14 protein-coding genes are annotated in these 14,103 nt (G+C 66.8%); 11 read left to right on the top strand and 3 right to left on the bottom strand.

The window, feature by feature from the left end:
- Nucleotides 1–11: 11 nt before the first annotated feature.
- From A3AG_RS0123580 to A3AG_RS0123565, 4 genes are all read left to right on the top strand, one after another.
- Nucleotides 12–1,037: a Bug family tripartite tricarboxylate transporter substrate binding protein gene (locus tag A3AG_RS0123580; protein WP_018007790.1), complete on the top strand. Its 1,026-nt coding sequence runs from the start codon at nt 12–14 to the stop codon at nt 1,035–1,037.
- A gap of 178 nt (nt 1,038–1,215) precedes the next feature.
- On the top strand, nt 1,216–2,259 hold the full coding sequence (locus A3AG_RS0123575) for an ABC transporter substrate-binding protein (RefSeq protein ID WP_018007789.1): 1,044 nt from the start codon (nt 1,216–1,218) through the stop codon (nt 2,257–2,259).
- Nucleotides 2,260–2,389: 130 nt separating this feature from the next.
- Nucleotides 2,390–3,202, top strand: coding sequence for an ABC transporter ATP-binding protein (locus A3AG_RS0123570; RefSeq protein WP_018007788.1), 813 nt, complete (start codon nt 2,390–2,392; stop codon nt 3,200–3,202).
- A 38-nt stretch (nt 3,203–3,240) separates the two neighbouring features.
- Entirely contained in the window at nt 3,241–4,032 is a 792-nt protein-coding gene (locus A3AG_RS0123565; protein WP_018007787.1) for an ABC transporter permease, read from the top strand.
- Between the two features lie 206 nt (nt 4,033–4,238).
- Here the strand turns inward: A3AG_RS0123565 and A3AG_RS0123560 are convergent, their stop codons facing one another.
- Nucleotides 4,239–5,213, bottom strand: coding sequence for an NADPH:quinone oxidoreductase family protein (locus A3AG_RS0123560; RefSeq protein WP_018007786.1), 975 nt, complete (start codon nt 5,211–5,213; stop codon nt 4,239–4,241).
- Between the two features lie 208 nt (nt 5,214–5,421).
- Here A3AG_RS0123560 and surE point away from each other — a divergent pair, with 208 nt between their 5' ends.
- The 5 genes from surE to A3AG_RS0123535 all read left to right on the top strand — a co-directional run bounded on the left by surE (nt 5,422) and on the right by A3AG_RS0123535 (nt 10,076).
- Nucleotides 5,422–6,174 (top strand): 5'/3'-nucleotidase SurE, encoded by a 753-nt coding sequence (gene surE / locus A3AG_RS0123555; protein ID WP_018007785.1) that lies wholly within the window; start codon nt 5,422–5,424, stop codon nt 6,172–6,174.
- Nucleotides 6,175–6,235: 61 nt separating this feature from the next.
- Nucleotides 6,236–7,156 carry a protein-L-isoaspartate(D-aspartate) O-methyltransferase gene (locus A3AG_RS0123550; RefSeq protein ID WP_018007784.1) on the top strand — a complete coding sequence of 307 codons (921 nt, stop codon included), beginning with the start codon at nt 6,236–6,238 and terminating at the stop codon, nt 7,154–7,156.
- A gap of 8 nt (nt 7,157–7,164) precedes the next feature.
- Nucleotides 7,165–8,046 carry a peptidoglycan DD-metalloendopeptidase family protein gene (locus A3AG_RS0123545; RefSeq protein ID WP_018007783.1) on the top strand — a complete coding sequence of 294 codons (882 nt, stop codon included), beginning with the start codon at nt 7,165–7,167 and terminating at the stop codon, nt 8,044–8,046.
- 6 nt (nt 8,047–8,052) lie between these two features.
- Nucleotides 8,053–9,240, top strand: coding sequence for an RNA polymerase sigma factor RpoS (rpoS, locus tag A3AG_RS0123540; RefSeq protein ID WP_018007782.1), 1,188 nt, complete (start codon nt 8,053–8,055; stop codon nt 9,238–9,240).
- Entirely contained in the window at nt 9,237–10,076 is an 840-nt protein-coding gene (locus A3AG_RS0123535; RefSeq protein WP_018007781.1) for a 3'-5' exonuclease, read from the top strand. Before rpoS ends, A3AG_RS0123535 begins: the two co-directional genes overlap by 4 nt.
- Nucleotides 10,077–10,097: 21 nt before the next feature.
- On the opposite strand, the gene A3AG_RS0123530 is transcribed toward A3AG_RS0123535, so the two are convergent.
- Nucleotides 10,098–10,952, bottom strand: coding sequence for an endonuclease/exonuclease/phosphatase family protein (locus A3AG_RS0123530; protein ID WP_018007780.1), 855 nt, complete (start codon nt 10,950–10,952; stop codon nt 10,098–10,100).
- A 232-nt stretch (nt 10,953–11,184) separates the two neighbouring features.
- On the opposite strand from A3AG_RS0123530, the gene rlmD reads away from it, so the two are divergent.
- A complete protein-coding gene (gene rlmD, locus A3AG_RS0123525) occupies nt 11,185–12,513 on the top strand; it encodes a 23S rRNA (uracil(1939)-C(5))-methyltransferase RlmD (protein WP_035849529.1) in 1,329 nt (442 codons plus the stop codon).
- A gap of 63 nt (nt 12,514–12,576) precedes the next feature.
- Here rlmD and A3AG_RS0123520 read toward each other — a convergent pair whose 3' ends face one another.
- Nucleotides 12,577–13,281: a Bax inhibitor-1/YccA family protein gene (locus A3AG_RS0123520; RefSeq protein ID WP_018007778.1), complete on the bottom strand. Its 705-nt coding sequence runs from the start codon at nt 13,279–13,281 to the stop codon at nt 12,577–12,579.
- A gap of 373 nt (nt 13,282–13,654) precedes the next feature.
- On the opposite strand from A3AG_RS0123520, the gene ndk reads away from it, so the two are divergent.
- A complete protein-coding gene (ndk, locus tag A3AG_RS0123515) occupies nt 13,655–14,080 on the top strand; it encodes a nucleoside-diphosphate kinase (protein ID WP_012353167.1) in 426 nt (141 codons plus the stop codon).
- Nucleotides 14,081–14,103 lie beyond the last annotated feature (23 nt).

Raw genomic sequence — 14,103 nt, 5'->3', positions numbered from 1 at the left:
CGGAGACCCTCATGAAGCAAGCCCATCAACACCAGCGCGCCATGCCCGCACGGCGCAAGGCCGTGGCCGCCACGCTGGCAACGCTGGCCGCAATCGGCACGGCATGGTTCGCCCCGGCGGCACTGGCGCAGGACGGCAGCTATCCGGCGCGACCGGTAACGCTGGTGGTATCGGCCGCGGCCGGCGGCACCACCGACATCGCCGCACGCATGATTGCCGAGCCGCTGTCCAGGGCGCTCGGCCAGCCGGTGGTGGTCGACAACCGTCCCGGCGGCAACGGCGGCATCGCCGCGAACCTGGTGGCGCGCGCAAAGCCCGATGGCTACACGCTGATGCTGCAGTACTCGGGCTTCCACGTGATCACGCCGCTGCTGGTGAAGAACCTGTCGTGGGACCCGGTCAAGGACTTCGCGCCCGTGGCCAATATCCTGTCGGCGCCGCAGGTGCTGGTGGTGCGCCCGAGCCTGCCGGTCAAGTCGCTGAAGGAACTGGTGGCCTACGCCAAGGCCAACCCGGACAAGCTCAACTACGCCTCGTCGGGCAATGGCTCGCTGCAGCATGTGTCGACCGAGTTGCTGAACCAGATGGCCGGCACCAAGATCACGCACGTGCCGTACAAGGGCACCGGCCCGGCCATGACCGACCTGCTGGGCGGCTCGGTCGACCTGACCATCACCACGCCGCCGCCGCTGATGGGCCATATCGCCGCCGGCAAGCTGCGCCCGCTGGTGGTGACCAGCAAGACCCGCCTGCCCAGCCTGAAGGACGTGCCGTCGGCGCCCGAGGCCGGCTACCCCGATCTCGACGTGTCGTCGTGGTTCGCGATGTACGCGCCGGCGGGCACGCCCAAGCCGGTGATCGACAAGCTGACCGGCGAGATCGACAAGATCATGCGCACCGAGGCCTTCCGCAAGAAGGCCGAGGAACTGGGCGCCGAGGCCAGGTACATGAACCCGCAGCAGCTGGCGCAATACCAGAAGGCCGAGCTGGCGCGCTGGGCCAAGGTGATCCAGTCCGCCGACATCCACGCCGAATGACGCCAGCGTTGCGGCAAGGTGATCGAAAGGTAAGGGCGCTAAGCTGGCGGATTTGCTAGGTATTGATACCGATGCGGTGCGTTGCACCGTCCGGTAGCATCGCAAATTGCCGCACCGCGGCGCCCCCCCTTCAAGCGCATCTGCCGCGGCGCCAGTCCACACGGGTAGGAGATCTCGCATGTATAACAAGAAATTCTGGAAGCAATTCCTGATCGCGCTGGCGCTGTTCCTGGCCGGCTGGTTTACGTTCGGCCAGGCGCAGGCGCAGGGCAAGCCCGAGAAGACCAAGGTCACCATCGCGGTGGGCGGCAAGAACCTGTTCTATTACCTGCCGCTGACCATCGCCGAGCGCCTCGGCTACTTCAAGGAAGAAGGGCTGGAGGTAGAGATCGTAGACTTCGCCGGCGGCGCCAAGGCGCTGCAGGCGGTGGTGGGCGGCAGCGCCGACGTGGTCTCGGGCGCCTACGAGCACACCATCAACCTGCAGGCCAAGGGCCAGCGCTACCAGGAGTTCGTGCTGCAGGGCCGCGCCCCGCAGATCGTGCTGGTGGTGTCGAACAAGACCATGCCCAACTTCAAGTCGATCGCCGACCTGAAGGGCAAGAAGATCGGCGTGACCGCGCCGGGCTCGTCGACCAACATGATGGCCAACTTCGTGCTGGCCAAGCATGGCCTGAAGCCGTCGGACGTGTCGTTCATCGGCGTCGGCGCCAGCGCCGGCGCGGTGGCGGCGATGCGTTCGGGCCAGATCGATGCCATGGCCAACCTTGACCCGGTGGTGTCGATGCTGACGCAGAAGAACGAGGTGCGCATCGCCTCGGACACGCGCACGCTCAAGGACACCCAGGCGGTGTTCGGCGGCAACATGCCGTCGGGCTGCCTGTATGCGTCGCAGGCCTTCATCCAGCAGAACCCGAACACCACCCAGGCGCTCACCAACGCCATGGTGCGCGCGCTCAAGTGGCTGCAGAAGGCGGGCCCGTCCGACATCGTCAAGACCGTGCCGGAAAGCTACCTGCTGGGCGACCGCGCGCTGTACCTGGCGGCGTGGGAAAAGGTCAAGGAAGCGATCTCGCCCGACGGCACCATGCCGGCCGACGGCCCGCGCACCGCGCTCAACGCGCTGGGCCAGTTCGACGCCGAACTGAAGGGCAAGTCGGTCAGGCTGGAAGAGACCTACACCAACGCCTTCGTGCAGAAGGCCAACGCCAAGTACAAGTAATTTTCCTGCCGTCGACGCCATCGGCCCGCTGCCCGCAGCGGGCCTTTGCTTTGCGGCAGCGACGGCTCCTCCATCATCACTCGCCCGCGCCGCAGCCTGCGCCGCCACGGCGGGTACGAGACGGTTCATCATGAGCATTCCCGCACTTTCACTCGACCAGGTCACCTGCACCTTTGTCTCGCGCGATGACCGCAGCCAGCGCTATACCGCGGTCAAGGACGTCACGCTGTCGATCCAGCCCGGCGAATTCGTATCGGTGGTCGGCCCCACCGGCTGCGGCAAGTCGACGCTGCTGAATGTCGGCGCCGGCCTGCTGGAGCCTTCCAGCGGTGAGGTGCGCGTGTTCGGCGAGCCGCTGCGCGGCATCAACCGGCGCGCCGGCTACATGTTCCAGACCGAGGCGCTGATGCCGTGGCGCAGCGCGCTCGACAACGTCGTCGCCGGCCTGGAATTCCGCGGCACCGCGCGCGCCGAGGCGGTGCAGCAGGGCGAGGAGTGGCTGCGCCGCGTGGGCCTGGGCGGGTTTGGCGACCGCTACCCGCACCAGCTCTCGGGCGGCATGCGCAAGCGCGTGGCGCTGGCGCAGACGCTGGTGCTGGACCCGGACATCATCCTGATGGACGAACCGTTCTCGGCGCTCGACATCCAGACCCGCCAGCTGATGGAGAACGAAGTGCTGGAGCTGTGGGCCGCCAAGCGCAAGGCGGTGCTTTTCATCACCCACGACCTGGACGAGGCCATCGCCATGAGCGATCGCGTGGTGGTGCTGTCGGCCGGCCCCGGCACGCATCCGATCGGCGAGTTCGCGATCGACCTGCCGCGCCCGCGCGACGTGGCCGAGATTCGCAACCATCCACGCTTTGTCGAGCTGCACGCCGCGATCTGGGATGTGCTGCGCGAGGAAGTGCTCAAGGGCTACGCCCAGCAGCGCAAGGTGGCCTGACCGGCCCTGCGTCCAATTCAAACAAGAACTGAATCCCGATGGCATTTCGTACTGATTCCAAGGGCATGCTGCGCGTGTGGCAGCTGCTGGTGCTGGTGGTGATCCTCGGCGTGTGGCACGTGGCCACGCGCTCGCAGCAGGTCGCCTTTTTCTTCGGCGAGCCGCTGATGGTGGCGCAACGCATCTGGAACTGGTTTATCGTCGAGCGCGATATCTACCTGCACCTGGGCGTGACCCTGATCGAGACCGTGCTGGCCTTCGGCATCGGCACGGTGGCGGGGCTGGGCGTGGGCCTGTGGCTGGCGCTGAGCCCGATGACTTCCGCCATCCTCGATCCCTACGTCAAGGCCATGAACTCGATGCCGCGCGTGATCCTGGCGCCGATCTTCGCGGTCTGGTTCGGCCTGGGCATCTGGTCAAAGGTGGCGCTGGCGGTGACGCTGGTGTTCTTCATCGTCTTCTTCAACGTCTACCAGGGCGTCAAGGAAGTGAGCCCGGTGGTGCTGGCCAATGCGCGCATGCTGGGCGCCAGCCAGAAGCAGCTGCTGCGCCATGTCTACCTGCCGAGCGCGACCAGCTGGGTGTTCTCGTCGCTGCATACGTCGGTGGGCCTGGCCTTCGTCGGCGCGGTGGTGGGCGAGTACCTGGGCTCGGCGCGCGGCGTGGGTTACCTGATCCTGCAGGCCGAGGGTACGTTCGATATCAACACCGTATTCGCCGGCATCGTGGTGCTGACCGCGTTTGCGCTGGTGCTGGACTGGATGGTCGGCATCGGCGAGAAGCGGCTGATGAAGTGGCAGCCGAAGACGGGGGAAACGGAGAAGCTGTGAAGCCGGCCTTGCCGGGGGTTTGAGCGCCTTTCCCGCTTGCGGGGGCGTGGCAGGGGAGAGGGCAGGCGGTGGCATTGCGCAGGCGTGGACTTCGTAGAGCCTGCGGCCCGCTCCCCAACCCCCTCCCAAGCGGGAGAGGGAGTACCCAAGTGGCCAACGGGATGTCCTGGTCCCAGCGCGTCAGCCGACGCGTCGAGGTCCGCCCGTCAAGGCACGATCACGATCTTGCCGGTGACCTTGCGCGCTTCCATGTCCTTGAGCGCCTGCGCGGCCTGCTCCAGCGGATACCGCGCCGAGATATGCGGGCGGATCTTGCCTTCCTTCATCCAGCCCAGCATCTGCGCCATGTTGGCCTGGTTGGCCTTGGGCTCGCGCCGCACGAAATCGCCCCAGAACACGCCGACCAGCGACGCGCCCTTGAGCAGCGCCAGGTTCAGCGGCAGCCTTGGGATCTCGCCGTTGGCGAAGCCCACCACCAGGTAGCGGCCGCGCCAGCCGATCGAGCGGAACGCCGGCTCGGCATAGATGCCGCCGACCGGGTCGTAGATCACGTCCGGGCCCTTGCCGTCGGTCAGCGCCTTGATGCGCTCGCGCAGGTCTTCGGTGCTGTAGTTGATCAAGGCGTCGGCGCCATGCTGCTTGCACACGGCGAGCTTTTCGTCGGTCGACGCGGCTGCGATCACGCGCGCGCCGATGGCCTTGCCGATCTCGATCGCCGCCAGGCCCACGCCGCCGGCCGCGCCCAGCACCAGCATGGTCTGGCCGGCCTGCAACTCGCCGCGGTCGATCACCGCGTGGTGCGAGGTGCCGTAGGTGAGCGTGAACGCAGCCGCGGTCTCGAAGTCGATGCCGGGCGGCATCGGCACCACCGACGCCGCCGGCGCCCTGGCCTGGCTGGCGAAAGCGCCATTGCCCAGGTAGGCGATGACCTTGTCGCCGGGCTTGACGTGGGTGACGCCTTCGCCCACCGCGTTGACCACGCCCGCCAGTTCCGAACCCGGGGTGAACGGCAGTTCGGGCTTGGCCTGGTACTTGTTCTGGATGATCAGCACATCCGGGAAGTTGACCGCGGCCGCCTTGACGTCGATGACCACTTCGCCCTTGCCGGGCACCAGGTCGGGCAGGGTTTCGAGGGTCAGCGAATCGGGCGGACCCCAGGCTTTGCACAGTACGGCTTTCATCTTGTCTCCGGTGGTGTGGTTGGCATGCCGCGCCAGTCAAGCTTACGCGGGCCGGCGGGGCAAGTGTAGCGCAGGAATAGCACGGTCGTTCTGTTTCATGCGGAAGGCGTGGAGCCGGTCATTTGCGGCCTGCATACCGCACCGTTTCGAGCCAGCATCGGGCGGCGCGCGGGCCGCTTGCGCGCCTGCGCTCAGGTACAATCGCGGCATGCACATCCTTCTCGCCAACGACGACGGTTATCTCGCGCCGGGACTGGCCGTTCTGCATGCTGCGCTTGCGCCGCTGGGCCGGATCACGGTCATCGCGCCGGAGCAGAACCATAGCGGCGCGTCCAATTCCCTGACCCTGCAGCGCCCGCTGTCGATCTACGAGGCGCGCGAGGGCGTGCAAAAAGGTTTTCGCTTCGTCAACGGCACGCCCACCGACTGCGTGCATATCGCGCTGACCGGGCTGCTCGACGAAAAGCCCGACCTGGTGGTATCCGGCATCAACCAGGGCCAGAACATGGGCGAGGACGTGCTCTACTCCGGCACCGTCGCCGCCGCGATCGAGGGCTACCTGCTCGGGATTCCCTCGGTAGCCTTCTCGCAGGTGGACAAGGGCTGGGAACACCTCGATGCCGCCGCGCGGGTCGCGCGCACCGTGGTCGAGCGCATCATCGGCACGCCGCCGGCCGAGCCGTTCCTGCTCAACGTCAATATCCCCAACCTGCCGTTCGAACATATCCAGGGTTATCGCGCCACGCGCCTGGGCAAGCGCCATCCGTCGCAGCCTGTGATCACGCAGGTCAACCCGCGCGGCGACACCAATTACTGGATCGGCCCGGCCGGCGACGCGCGCGATGCCAGCGAGGGCACCGATTTCCACGCGACCGCGCAGGGCTACGTCTCGCTCACGCCGTTGCAGCTGGACCTGACCCACCGCGGGCAGCTCGACGCGCTCGACCAGTGGCTGAAGTAGGGCCGCCGGTCCCGAGCCGCCCGAGCTGCCCGAGCCGTCGAATCGCCGCGCCGCGCCCCCGATGAGTTCCACGCCCCCTCGCAACAAGTTCCCGCTGCCGCTGGATGCGGTGGTCGAGCGCAAGCCCGCGCCGGAGCGCACCGCCGGCATGCCCGCGGTGGGCGCGCCACGCCCGGCCGCGCCGCTGTCGCCGCCGGCCACGCCGGCCAAGCCCAGGCTGCCGCGCACCGCGGCGCCAGCGCCCGCGCCGGCGCCCGCCAGCGCGGTCGCGCAGCGCGCCTCGGCAGCCACCGCGGGCGGCGGCGGCATGGCCTCGGCGCGTGCGCGCGTGGCACTGGCGGCGCGGCTGCGCGCCGCCGGCATTCGCGACGAGCGCGTGCTGTCGGCCATCGCCACGGTGCCGCGCCACCTGTTCGTCGAGCCGGGACTGGCGTCGCAGGCGTATGAAGATGCGGCGCTGCCGATCGGCCACCAGCAGACCATCTCCAAGCCGTCGGTGGTGGCGCGCATGATCGAGCTGCTGCGCGAGGGCCTGGGCGCCGAGGCGCCGCTGGAGCGCGTGCTCGAGATCGGCACCGGCTGCGGCTACCAGGCCGCGGTGCTGGCCCAGGTGGCACGCGAAGTCTTCTCGATCGAGCGCATCCGGCCGCTGCACGAGCAGGCCAAGGCGAACCTGCGGCCCTTGCGCGTGCCCAACCTGCGCCTGCATTACGGCGACGGCATGCTCGGCCTGCCGCAGGCCGCGCCGTTCTCGGCCATCATCCTCGCCGCGGCCGGCATGGAGGTGCCCGAGGCGCTGCTCGAGCAACTGGCCATCGGCGGGCGCCTGATCGCCCCGGTGGCGGTGATGCCGCCGGCAGGCGTGCCCGGCCAGACCGTGACGCAGCAGCTGCTGCTGATCGAGCGGCGCAACCGCCATCGCTTTCACCGAACCGCGCTTGAAGCCGTTTTCTTTGTGCCCTTAAAATCGGGCACCATCTGAGTCGAACTATGCACAACATCGTGAAATCGCAAAATTTCGCACGCGCCGGACAACTTTTTGCGGCGACGTCGCTCGCGGCCCTGCTGGCCGCCTGCGCCAATTCGCCGATGCCGGCACCGGTCGTCGACCGTACCTCCACCTCCGGTACCACCGCGGCGACGCTGGAACCGGCGCCGCCTGGGTACTATCGGGTCAAGCGAGGCGATACCCTTTACCGTATCGCGCTGGAGAACGGCCAGTCGTATCGCGATGTGGCAACGTGGAACAACCTGACCAATGTGAACCAGATCGAGGTCGGCCAGCTGCTGCGCATCGTGCCGCCGGGTGCCGACGTCAACACTGCGCCGGGCGTGGCCACCATGCCGGTGGCGCCGGGCACGGTGCAGGCCCAGCCGATCGACCAGGCGCGTCCGAACGGCACGCCGGTGCCGCCGCCGGCAGCGCCTGCGGCCGCCGCTTCGGCGCCGGCGGCAGCGCCTCCAACACCCTCAGCGACCGCGCCGGCATCGGCGCCGATGGCCGATGGCTCGATGAAGCTGAGCTGGCCGGCGACCGGCCAGATGGTCGGTAAATTCGACGACAAGGGCAATAAAGGCATCGATATTGCGGGCAAGAAGGGCGATTCGGTGCTGGCCGCGGATGACGGTCGGGTGATTCACGTAGGCCCCTTGCGCGGCTACGGGAATCTTGTCATCATCAAACACAACGAGACATTTCTTACCGCTTACGGGCACAACGACAAGGTGCTCGTCGCTGAGCAATCCACGGTCCGGAAAGGCCAGAAGATTGCAGAGATGGGCAACAGTGATACCGACCGGGTGAAGCTTCACTTCGAAGTTCGCAAGAACGGAAAACCGGTTGATCCGATGCGGTACCTGCCGCCACAGTGAGGGTTCATGCCACGCCAGAAAACTGTCTCCTCCGGAACCGTCGGCAGGGCTCGCCGTCCCAAGCAGCCGGAAGTGAAGGCTGGTGTGGCGCATCCCGACGAACGCGCCGATGCAGAGGGCTTCGAGCCCGACCTCGCCGCCGAGATGCTTCCCGTGACCGACGAGCCCATCGCCACGTCCGCTGCGGTGGGCCTGCGCGAGGCCGACCTGCTCGGCGATGACAATGATCGCAACGAGCGCCACCTGCGCGACGACGACGAGGACGAGTCGGAAGACGAGGAAGACGATGGCGCGGAAAACGGCACCGAAAGCGCCACCGCCGAGCATGACGATTTCCGCACGGTGCTGCATACCGAGCTGGCCGCCGACACCGTCCAGCATTACCTGAACCGCATCAGCATCAAGCCGCTGCTGTCGGCGCCGGAAGAACTGCATTTCTCCACGCTGGCCAAGGATGGCGACTTTGCCGCGCGCCAGGTCATGATCGAGCGCAACCTGCGGCTGGTGGTCAGCATCGCCAAGGGCTATCTCAATCGCGGCGTGCCGCTGCTGGACCTGATCGAGGAGGGCAACCTCGGCCTGATGCACGCGATCGAGAAGTTCGATCCGTCGCGTGGTTTCCGCTTCTCGACCTACGCAACCTGGTGGATCCGCCAGAGCATCGAGCGCGCCATCATGAACCAGGCCCGCACCGTTCGCCTGCCGGTGCACGTGATCCGCGAGCTCAACCAGGTGCTGCGCGCCAAGCGCCATCTGGAGAAGGGCGGCACCGACGGGCGCGATGCCAGCCTGGAAGACATCGCCCACCTGCTGGGCAAGACGCCGGACGAAGTGCAGGACGTCCTGGCACTCAATGAACATACCACCTCGCTCGATACGCCATTCGATCTCGATCCCGGCTCGAGCCTCCTGGATTTCCTCTCCGACGAGCACAACGCCGCCCCCGACCAGGAGGTGGCGCATCGCGAGCTGGAAGGGCTGATGAAGCTCTGGCTGGCACGCCTGTCGGAAAAGCATCGTTATGTGGTGGAGCGCCGCTTCGGCCTCAACCATATCGAGCCCGCCACGCTGGAAGAGCTTGCCGAGGAGATGGGCCTGACGCGCGAGCGCGTGCGCCAGATCCAGCAGGAGGCGCTGGTCAAGCTCAAGCGGCATTTCGCTTCGCAAGGTGTCAGGAAGGACGCCGTTTTATGACCCCTGTGCTGGTATTCGACATCGAGACCATTCCCGATGTCGCCGGCCTGCGCCGTTTGCATGACCATCCCGATGCGATGAGCGACGCCGAAGTCGCCGAGCATGCGTTCTCCGCCCGCCGGGAAAAGACCGGCAGCGATTTCCTCCCGCACTACCTGCAGCGCGTCGCCGCGATTTCGTGCGTGCTGCGGCGCACGCACCGCGACGGCTCGGCGGTGTTCCATGTCGGCTCGCTCGGCACGCCGCAGGACGGCGAGGCCACGCTGATCCAGAAGTTCTATGAACTGATCGCGCGCTACAGCCCGCAACTGGTGTCGTGGAATGGCGGCGGCTTCGACCTGCCGGTGCTGCACTACCGCGGCCTGGTCAACGGCATCACCGCGCCGCGCTACTGGGAGATGGGCGAGGGCCGCGACGAGGACAGCCGCGACTTCAAGTGGAACAACTACATCAGCCGCTACCACATGCGGCACCTGGACCTGATGGACCTGCTGGCGATGTACCAGCCGCGCGCCAGCGCACCGCTCGATGACCTGGCCAAGCTGTGCGGCTTTCCCGGCAAGATGGGGATGGACGGCAGCAAGGTGTGGCAGGCCTTCCAGGCCGGGCAGCTCGACGAGATCCGCGCTTACTGCGAGACCGACGTCGTCAACACCTACCTGATGTACTGCCGCTTCCAGCTGATGCGCGGCGGGCTGTCGCCGCGCGAGTTCGACCTCGAAATGGAGTTCGTCCAGGAATCGCTGGCCGAGCTGCCGGGCGAACAGTGGATGGAATACCTGCAGGCGTTCCGCCTGCAGCGCCTGACGCCCGAAGCCGAAGACCTCGAAGACTGACGGGCGAGCCGCACTGCCGCGCTAGACATTCAGCGACAGCAGGATCGGCTGGTGGTCCGAGGCGTCGGTGCCGGCGTTGACCTCGCAGCGCCGGATGCGGTCGGCGAGCGGCTCGCTCACGAGCATGAAGTCACAGGCAAAGGGCGGCTCGGGCCATTGTTCCTTGTCGTGCAGCGCGCAGGTGGGCGCATGCGGCTGGCCGGGGTGCGCGTGCAGCCAGGCGTCGCACCAGGCCGGGGTGCCGTCGTCGAACGGCTCCAGCATGCGGCGATAGGCGAGGTCGTCGGGTTTGCTGTTGAAGTCGCCGCACAGGATGGCTTCGGCGGGGCGCGGCTCCGGCGTGAACGGACCCGGCCACTGCTCGCTGCGGCCGGGCCGGCGCGCGTGGCCGCAAGCCTCGGCATGCCAGTCGCGCAGGGCTTGCGCCTGCGCCGTGCGCTGGGTCGCCGAATAATATTCCAGGTGGGTGCAGATCACGCGCAGGCGCGTGCTGCCGGCCTCCACGGTGGCTTCCAGCGCCACCCGCGGCATCGACGCAACCTGCGGATCCGCGGGCCAGGGCAGCGCATGCCGGAACACCTCGCGCACCGGCAGCCGGGTGGCGATCAGGTTGCCGAACTGCTTGAGCGCGCCGGTGCGGCCACGCCGGTCGACCGCCGGCGCATAGAGCAGGTGATAGCCGGGCAGCAGCGCGGTCAGCTCGGATACCTGGTCGGCGCCGGGCTCGCCGCGCAGTTCGCCAAAGCCGCGCGTCACTTCCTGCAGGCACAGCACGTCGGCATCGGCCATGGCACGCAAGGTCTCGACCTGCCGCGCCAGGTCGACGCGGCCGTCGGCGCCGCGGCCCCACTGGATGTTCCATGAAATCAGTTCCATGCCTGCTCTCCGTCGATGGCCTGACCTGCGCCGACGAAGGCGGCCCGGTCTGGCATACAATCGCGCTTTCGTAAAACAATACGTCAGGTTTGATCTGGTGTCCCAAGCCGTGTCCTCCCCACAAGAATCGCCGGCCGTGCCGGCTGCTGCGGCCGTCGAAGGTGCTGCCCCCGTCGCAAAGAACTCCCGTGGCCGTGGTGCCGCCCAGGGCGGTACGCCCGTGGACGACCCCGTGGTGACGATCGACAGCCTCGACATGGAGGCGCGCGGCGTCGGCCGGCTGGTCAACGAGGACGGCACGCCCGGCAAGGTGATCTTCGTCGAGGGCGCGCTGCCCGGCGAGACCGTCAGCTATCGCAGCTATCGCCGCAAGCCGAGCTACGAGCAGGCTCACCTGGGCGAAGTGCGACAGGCCTCGGTGATGCGTGTCGAGCCGGGCTGCCAGCACTTTGGCGTCTGCGGCGGGTGCTCGATGCAGCATCTGGATTCGCGTGCGCAACTGGCCATCAAGCAGCGCGTGCTGGAAGACAACCTGTGGCACTTGTCGAAGGTGAAGCCCGACGTGGTGTTCCGCCCGATCGCCGGGCCCGACTGGGGCTATCGCTACCGCGCGCGCCTGACGGTGCGCCATGTGGCCAAGAAGGGCGGGGTGCTCGTCGGCTTCCATGAGCGCAAGAGCAGCTACGTTGCCGACATGACGCGCTGCGAGATCTTGCCGCCGCATGTGTCGGCGATGCTGGTGCCGCTGCGCGAGCTGGTGATGGGGCTGTCGATCCGCGACCGCATGCCGCAGATCGAGCTGGCCGTGGGCCAGGAAGTGACCGCGCTGGTGCTGCGCATCCTGGAGCCGCTGACCGATGCCGACAAGGACCTGCTGCGCGCCTTCGCCGATGTGCATAATGTGCAGTTCTGGCTGCAGCCCAAGGGCCCGGATACGGTCTATCCGTTCTATCCCGCCGAGGCCGAACTGGCCTACACGCTGCCGGAGTTCGGCATCCGCATGCCGTTCAAGCCGACCGACTTCACGCAGGTGAACCACCAGATCAACCGCGTGCTGATCGGCCGCGCGCTGCGCCTGCTCGACGCGCAGCCGGGCGACCGCCTGCTCGACCTGTTCTGCGGCATCGGCAATTTCACGCTGCCGCTGGCCACGCAGGGCAGGTCGGTGATGGGCATCGAAGGCAGCGAGGCGCTGACCACGCGCGCGCTGGCCAATGCGGAATACAACGGGCTGGCCGCCAAGACGGAATTCGCGTGCCGCAACCTGTTCGAAGTCACGGCTGACGACATCGCCGCGTTGGGGCGCTTCGACCGCTGGCTGGTCGATCCGCCGCGCGAAGGCGCGCTCGCGGTAAGCAAGGCGCTCGGCGAGCTGGCGCAGCAGGGCAGCGACGTGCTGCCGCGGCGCATCGTCTATGTGTCGTGCAGCCCCGCCACGCTGGCGCGCGACGCCGGCCTGCTGGTGCACGAGGCGGGCTACCGCCTGAGCGGCGCCGGCGTAGTCAACATGTTCCCGCATACGTCGCATGTGGAATCGATCGCGGTGTTCGACCGCGACTGATCGCAGCGACCAAAAGAAAAGCCGGCCAACTGGCCGGCTTTTTTCATGCTGCGGCGTATGCCGTCATTCGCGGTTGCCGCCGAAGATGCCCAGCAGCGCCAGCAGGTTGGCGAACACGTTGTACACGTCCAGGTAGATCGCCAGCGTGGCGGTGATGTAGTTGGTCTCGCCACCGTTCACCACGCGCTGCACGTCGAACAGGATGTACGCCGAGAAGATACCGATCGCGATCACCGACACCGTGATCATCAGCGCCGGCAGCTGCAGCCAGATGTTGGCCACGCTGGCCAGGATCAGCAGGATCACGCCGACGAACAGGAACTTGCCGAGGCCGGAGAAATCACGCTTGCTGACGGTGGCGATCGACGCCATCGCGCCGAACACGGCCGCGGTGCCGCCAAAGGCGTACATGATCAGTGCCGGGCCGTTCGAGAACGACAGCGTGACGCTGATCAGCCGCGACAGCATCAGGCCCATGAAGAACGTAAAGCCCAGCAGCAGGACCACGCCCATGCTGCTGTTCTTGGTCTTCTCGATGGCAAAGAAAAACCCGAACGCGATTGCCAGGAACAGGATCAGCGACAGGCCGGGGCTGCCCGCCATGAAGCTGAAGCCGGTGGCCACGCCGATCCACGCACCGAGCACGGTGGGAATCATCGAGAGGGCCAGCAGCCAGTAAGTGTTGCGCAAGACCCGATTGCGAACGACGACGTCAGTGACGGTCGACGCACTGTTGCCGAAACCGTAGGTGTTCAGCTTGTTATCCATGGTGACTCCTGTCTCAAAACGGTGAGGCGCCGGCGTTGCGAGACTCCAGATGCGAAGTTTCGTATGGACGCCGGACGGAACCATCGTCAATGTGGCATCGGGCAGGCCGGATTGCAAGGGCGCGGTTATTCAGCAGTCACTTAGCGCGCGCTCGCGTCCGTTCGACGCCGCTCACATTGGATGTTAGCGGCGGCGCTGCGTTCCAGGGATGACAAGGTTGTAATGTGCGGTTCCTGCAACTTGATGGCGGCATGTGCGCGAGGGGCGGGCGGGCCCGTCCGGAGGTCTGCAAGACCCTCGAAACGGTCATAGTCTTCGTGCTAGAATTGCACGTTTAATCCATTTGTAACCCCTTCATTTTTCGGAGTTTTTCATGGCGATCGAACGCACCCTGTCGATTATCAAGCCGGATGCCGTGGCCAAGAACGTGATTGGCCAGATCTACGCCCGTTTCGAGGCCGCCGGCCTGAAGATCGTTGCTGCCAAGATGGTGCACCTGTCGCGCGGCGAAGCCGAGCAGTTCTATGCCGTCCACAAGGAGCGTCCGTTCTTCAAGGACCTGGTCGATTTCATGGTTTCGGGCCCGGTCATGATCCAGGCACTGGAAGGCGAGAACGCCATCGCCAAGAACCGCGACCTGATGGGCGCCACCGACCCGAAGAAGGCCGAGAAGGGCACCATCCGCGCCGACTTCGCCGACAGCATCGACGCCAACGCCGTGCACGGCTCGGACGCCGCTGAAACCGCTGCCGTGGAAGTGGCATTCTTCTTCCCGGGCATGAACGTCTACAGCCGCTGATCGGCTGCTGACTGACACCAAGC

The organism is Cupriavidus neocaledonicus, from assembly GCF_000372525.1.
GTDB classification, from domain to species: domain Bacteria; phylum Pseudomonadota; class Gammaproteobacteria; order Burkholderiales; family Burkholderiaceae; genus Cupriavidus; species Cupriavidus neocaledonicus.
This window is presented reverse-complemented; position numbering and strand designations above follow the sequence as displayed.

What these genes read in the sequence shown, in the direction of transcription:
- A3AG_RS0123570 (WP_018007788.1), top strand. Translation starts at nt 2,390, where the DNA reads ATGAGCATTCCCGCACTTTCACTCGACCAGGTCACCTGCACCTTTGTC.
- A3AG_RS0123545 (WP_018007783.1), top strand. Translation starts at nt 7,165, where the DNA reads ATGCACAACATCGTGAAATCGCAAAATTTCGCACGCGCCGGACAACTT.
- rpoS (WP_018007782.1), top strand. Translation starts at nt 8,053, where the DNA reads ATGCCACGCCAGAAAACTGTCTCCTCCGGAACCGTCGGCAGGGCTCGC.
- A3AG_RS0123560 (WP_018007786.1), bottom strand. Translation starts at nt 5,213, where the DNA reads ATGAAAGCCGTACTGTGCAAAGCCTGGGGTCCGCCCGATTCGCTGACC.
- surE (WP_018007785.1), top strand. Translation starts at nt 5,422, where the DNA reads ATGCACATCCTTCTCGCCAACGACGACGGTTATCTCGCGCCGGGACTG.
- ndk (WP_012353167.1), top strand. Translation starts at nt 13,655, where the DNA reads ATGGCGATCGAACGCACCCTGTCGATTATCAAGCCGGATGCCGTGGCC.
- A3AG_RS0123535 (WP_018007781.1), top strand. Translation starts at nt 9,237, where the DNA reads ATGACCCCTGTGCTGGTATTCGACATCGAGACCATTCCCGATGTCGCC.
- A3AG_RS0123520 (WP_018007778.1), bottom strand. Translation starts at nt 13,281, where the DNA reads ATGGATAACAAGCTGAACACCTACGGTTTCGGCAACAGTGCGTCGACC.
- A3AG_RS0123575 (WP_018007789.1), top strand. Translation starts at nt 1,216, where the DNA reads ATGTATAACAAGAAATTCTGGAAGCAATTCCTGATCGCGCTGGCGCTG.
- A3AG_RS0123580 (WP_018007790.1), top strand. Translation starts at nt 12, where the DNA reads ATGAAGCAAGCCCATCAACACCAGCGCGCCATGCCCGCACGGCGCAAG.
- A3AG_RS0123550 (WP_018007784.1), top strand. Translation starts at nt 6,236, where the DNA reads ATGAGTTCCACGCCCCCTCGCAACAAGTTCCCGCTGCCGCTGGATGCG.
- A3AG_RS0123530 (WP_018007780.1), bottom strand. Translation starts at nt 10,952, where the DNA reads ATGGAACTGATTTCATGGAACATCCAGTGGGGCCGCGGCGCCGACGGC.
- A3AG_RS0123565 (WP_018007787.1), top strand. Translation starts at nt 3,241, where the DNA reads ATGGCATTTCGTACTGATTCCAAGGGCATGCTGCGCGTGTGGCAGCTG.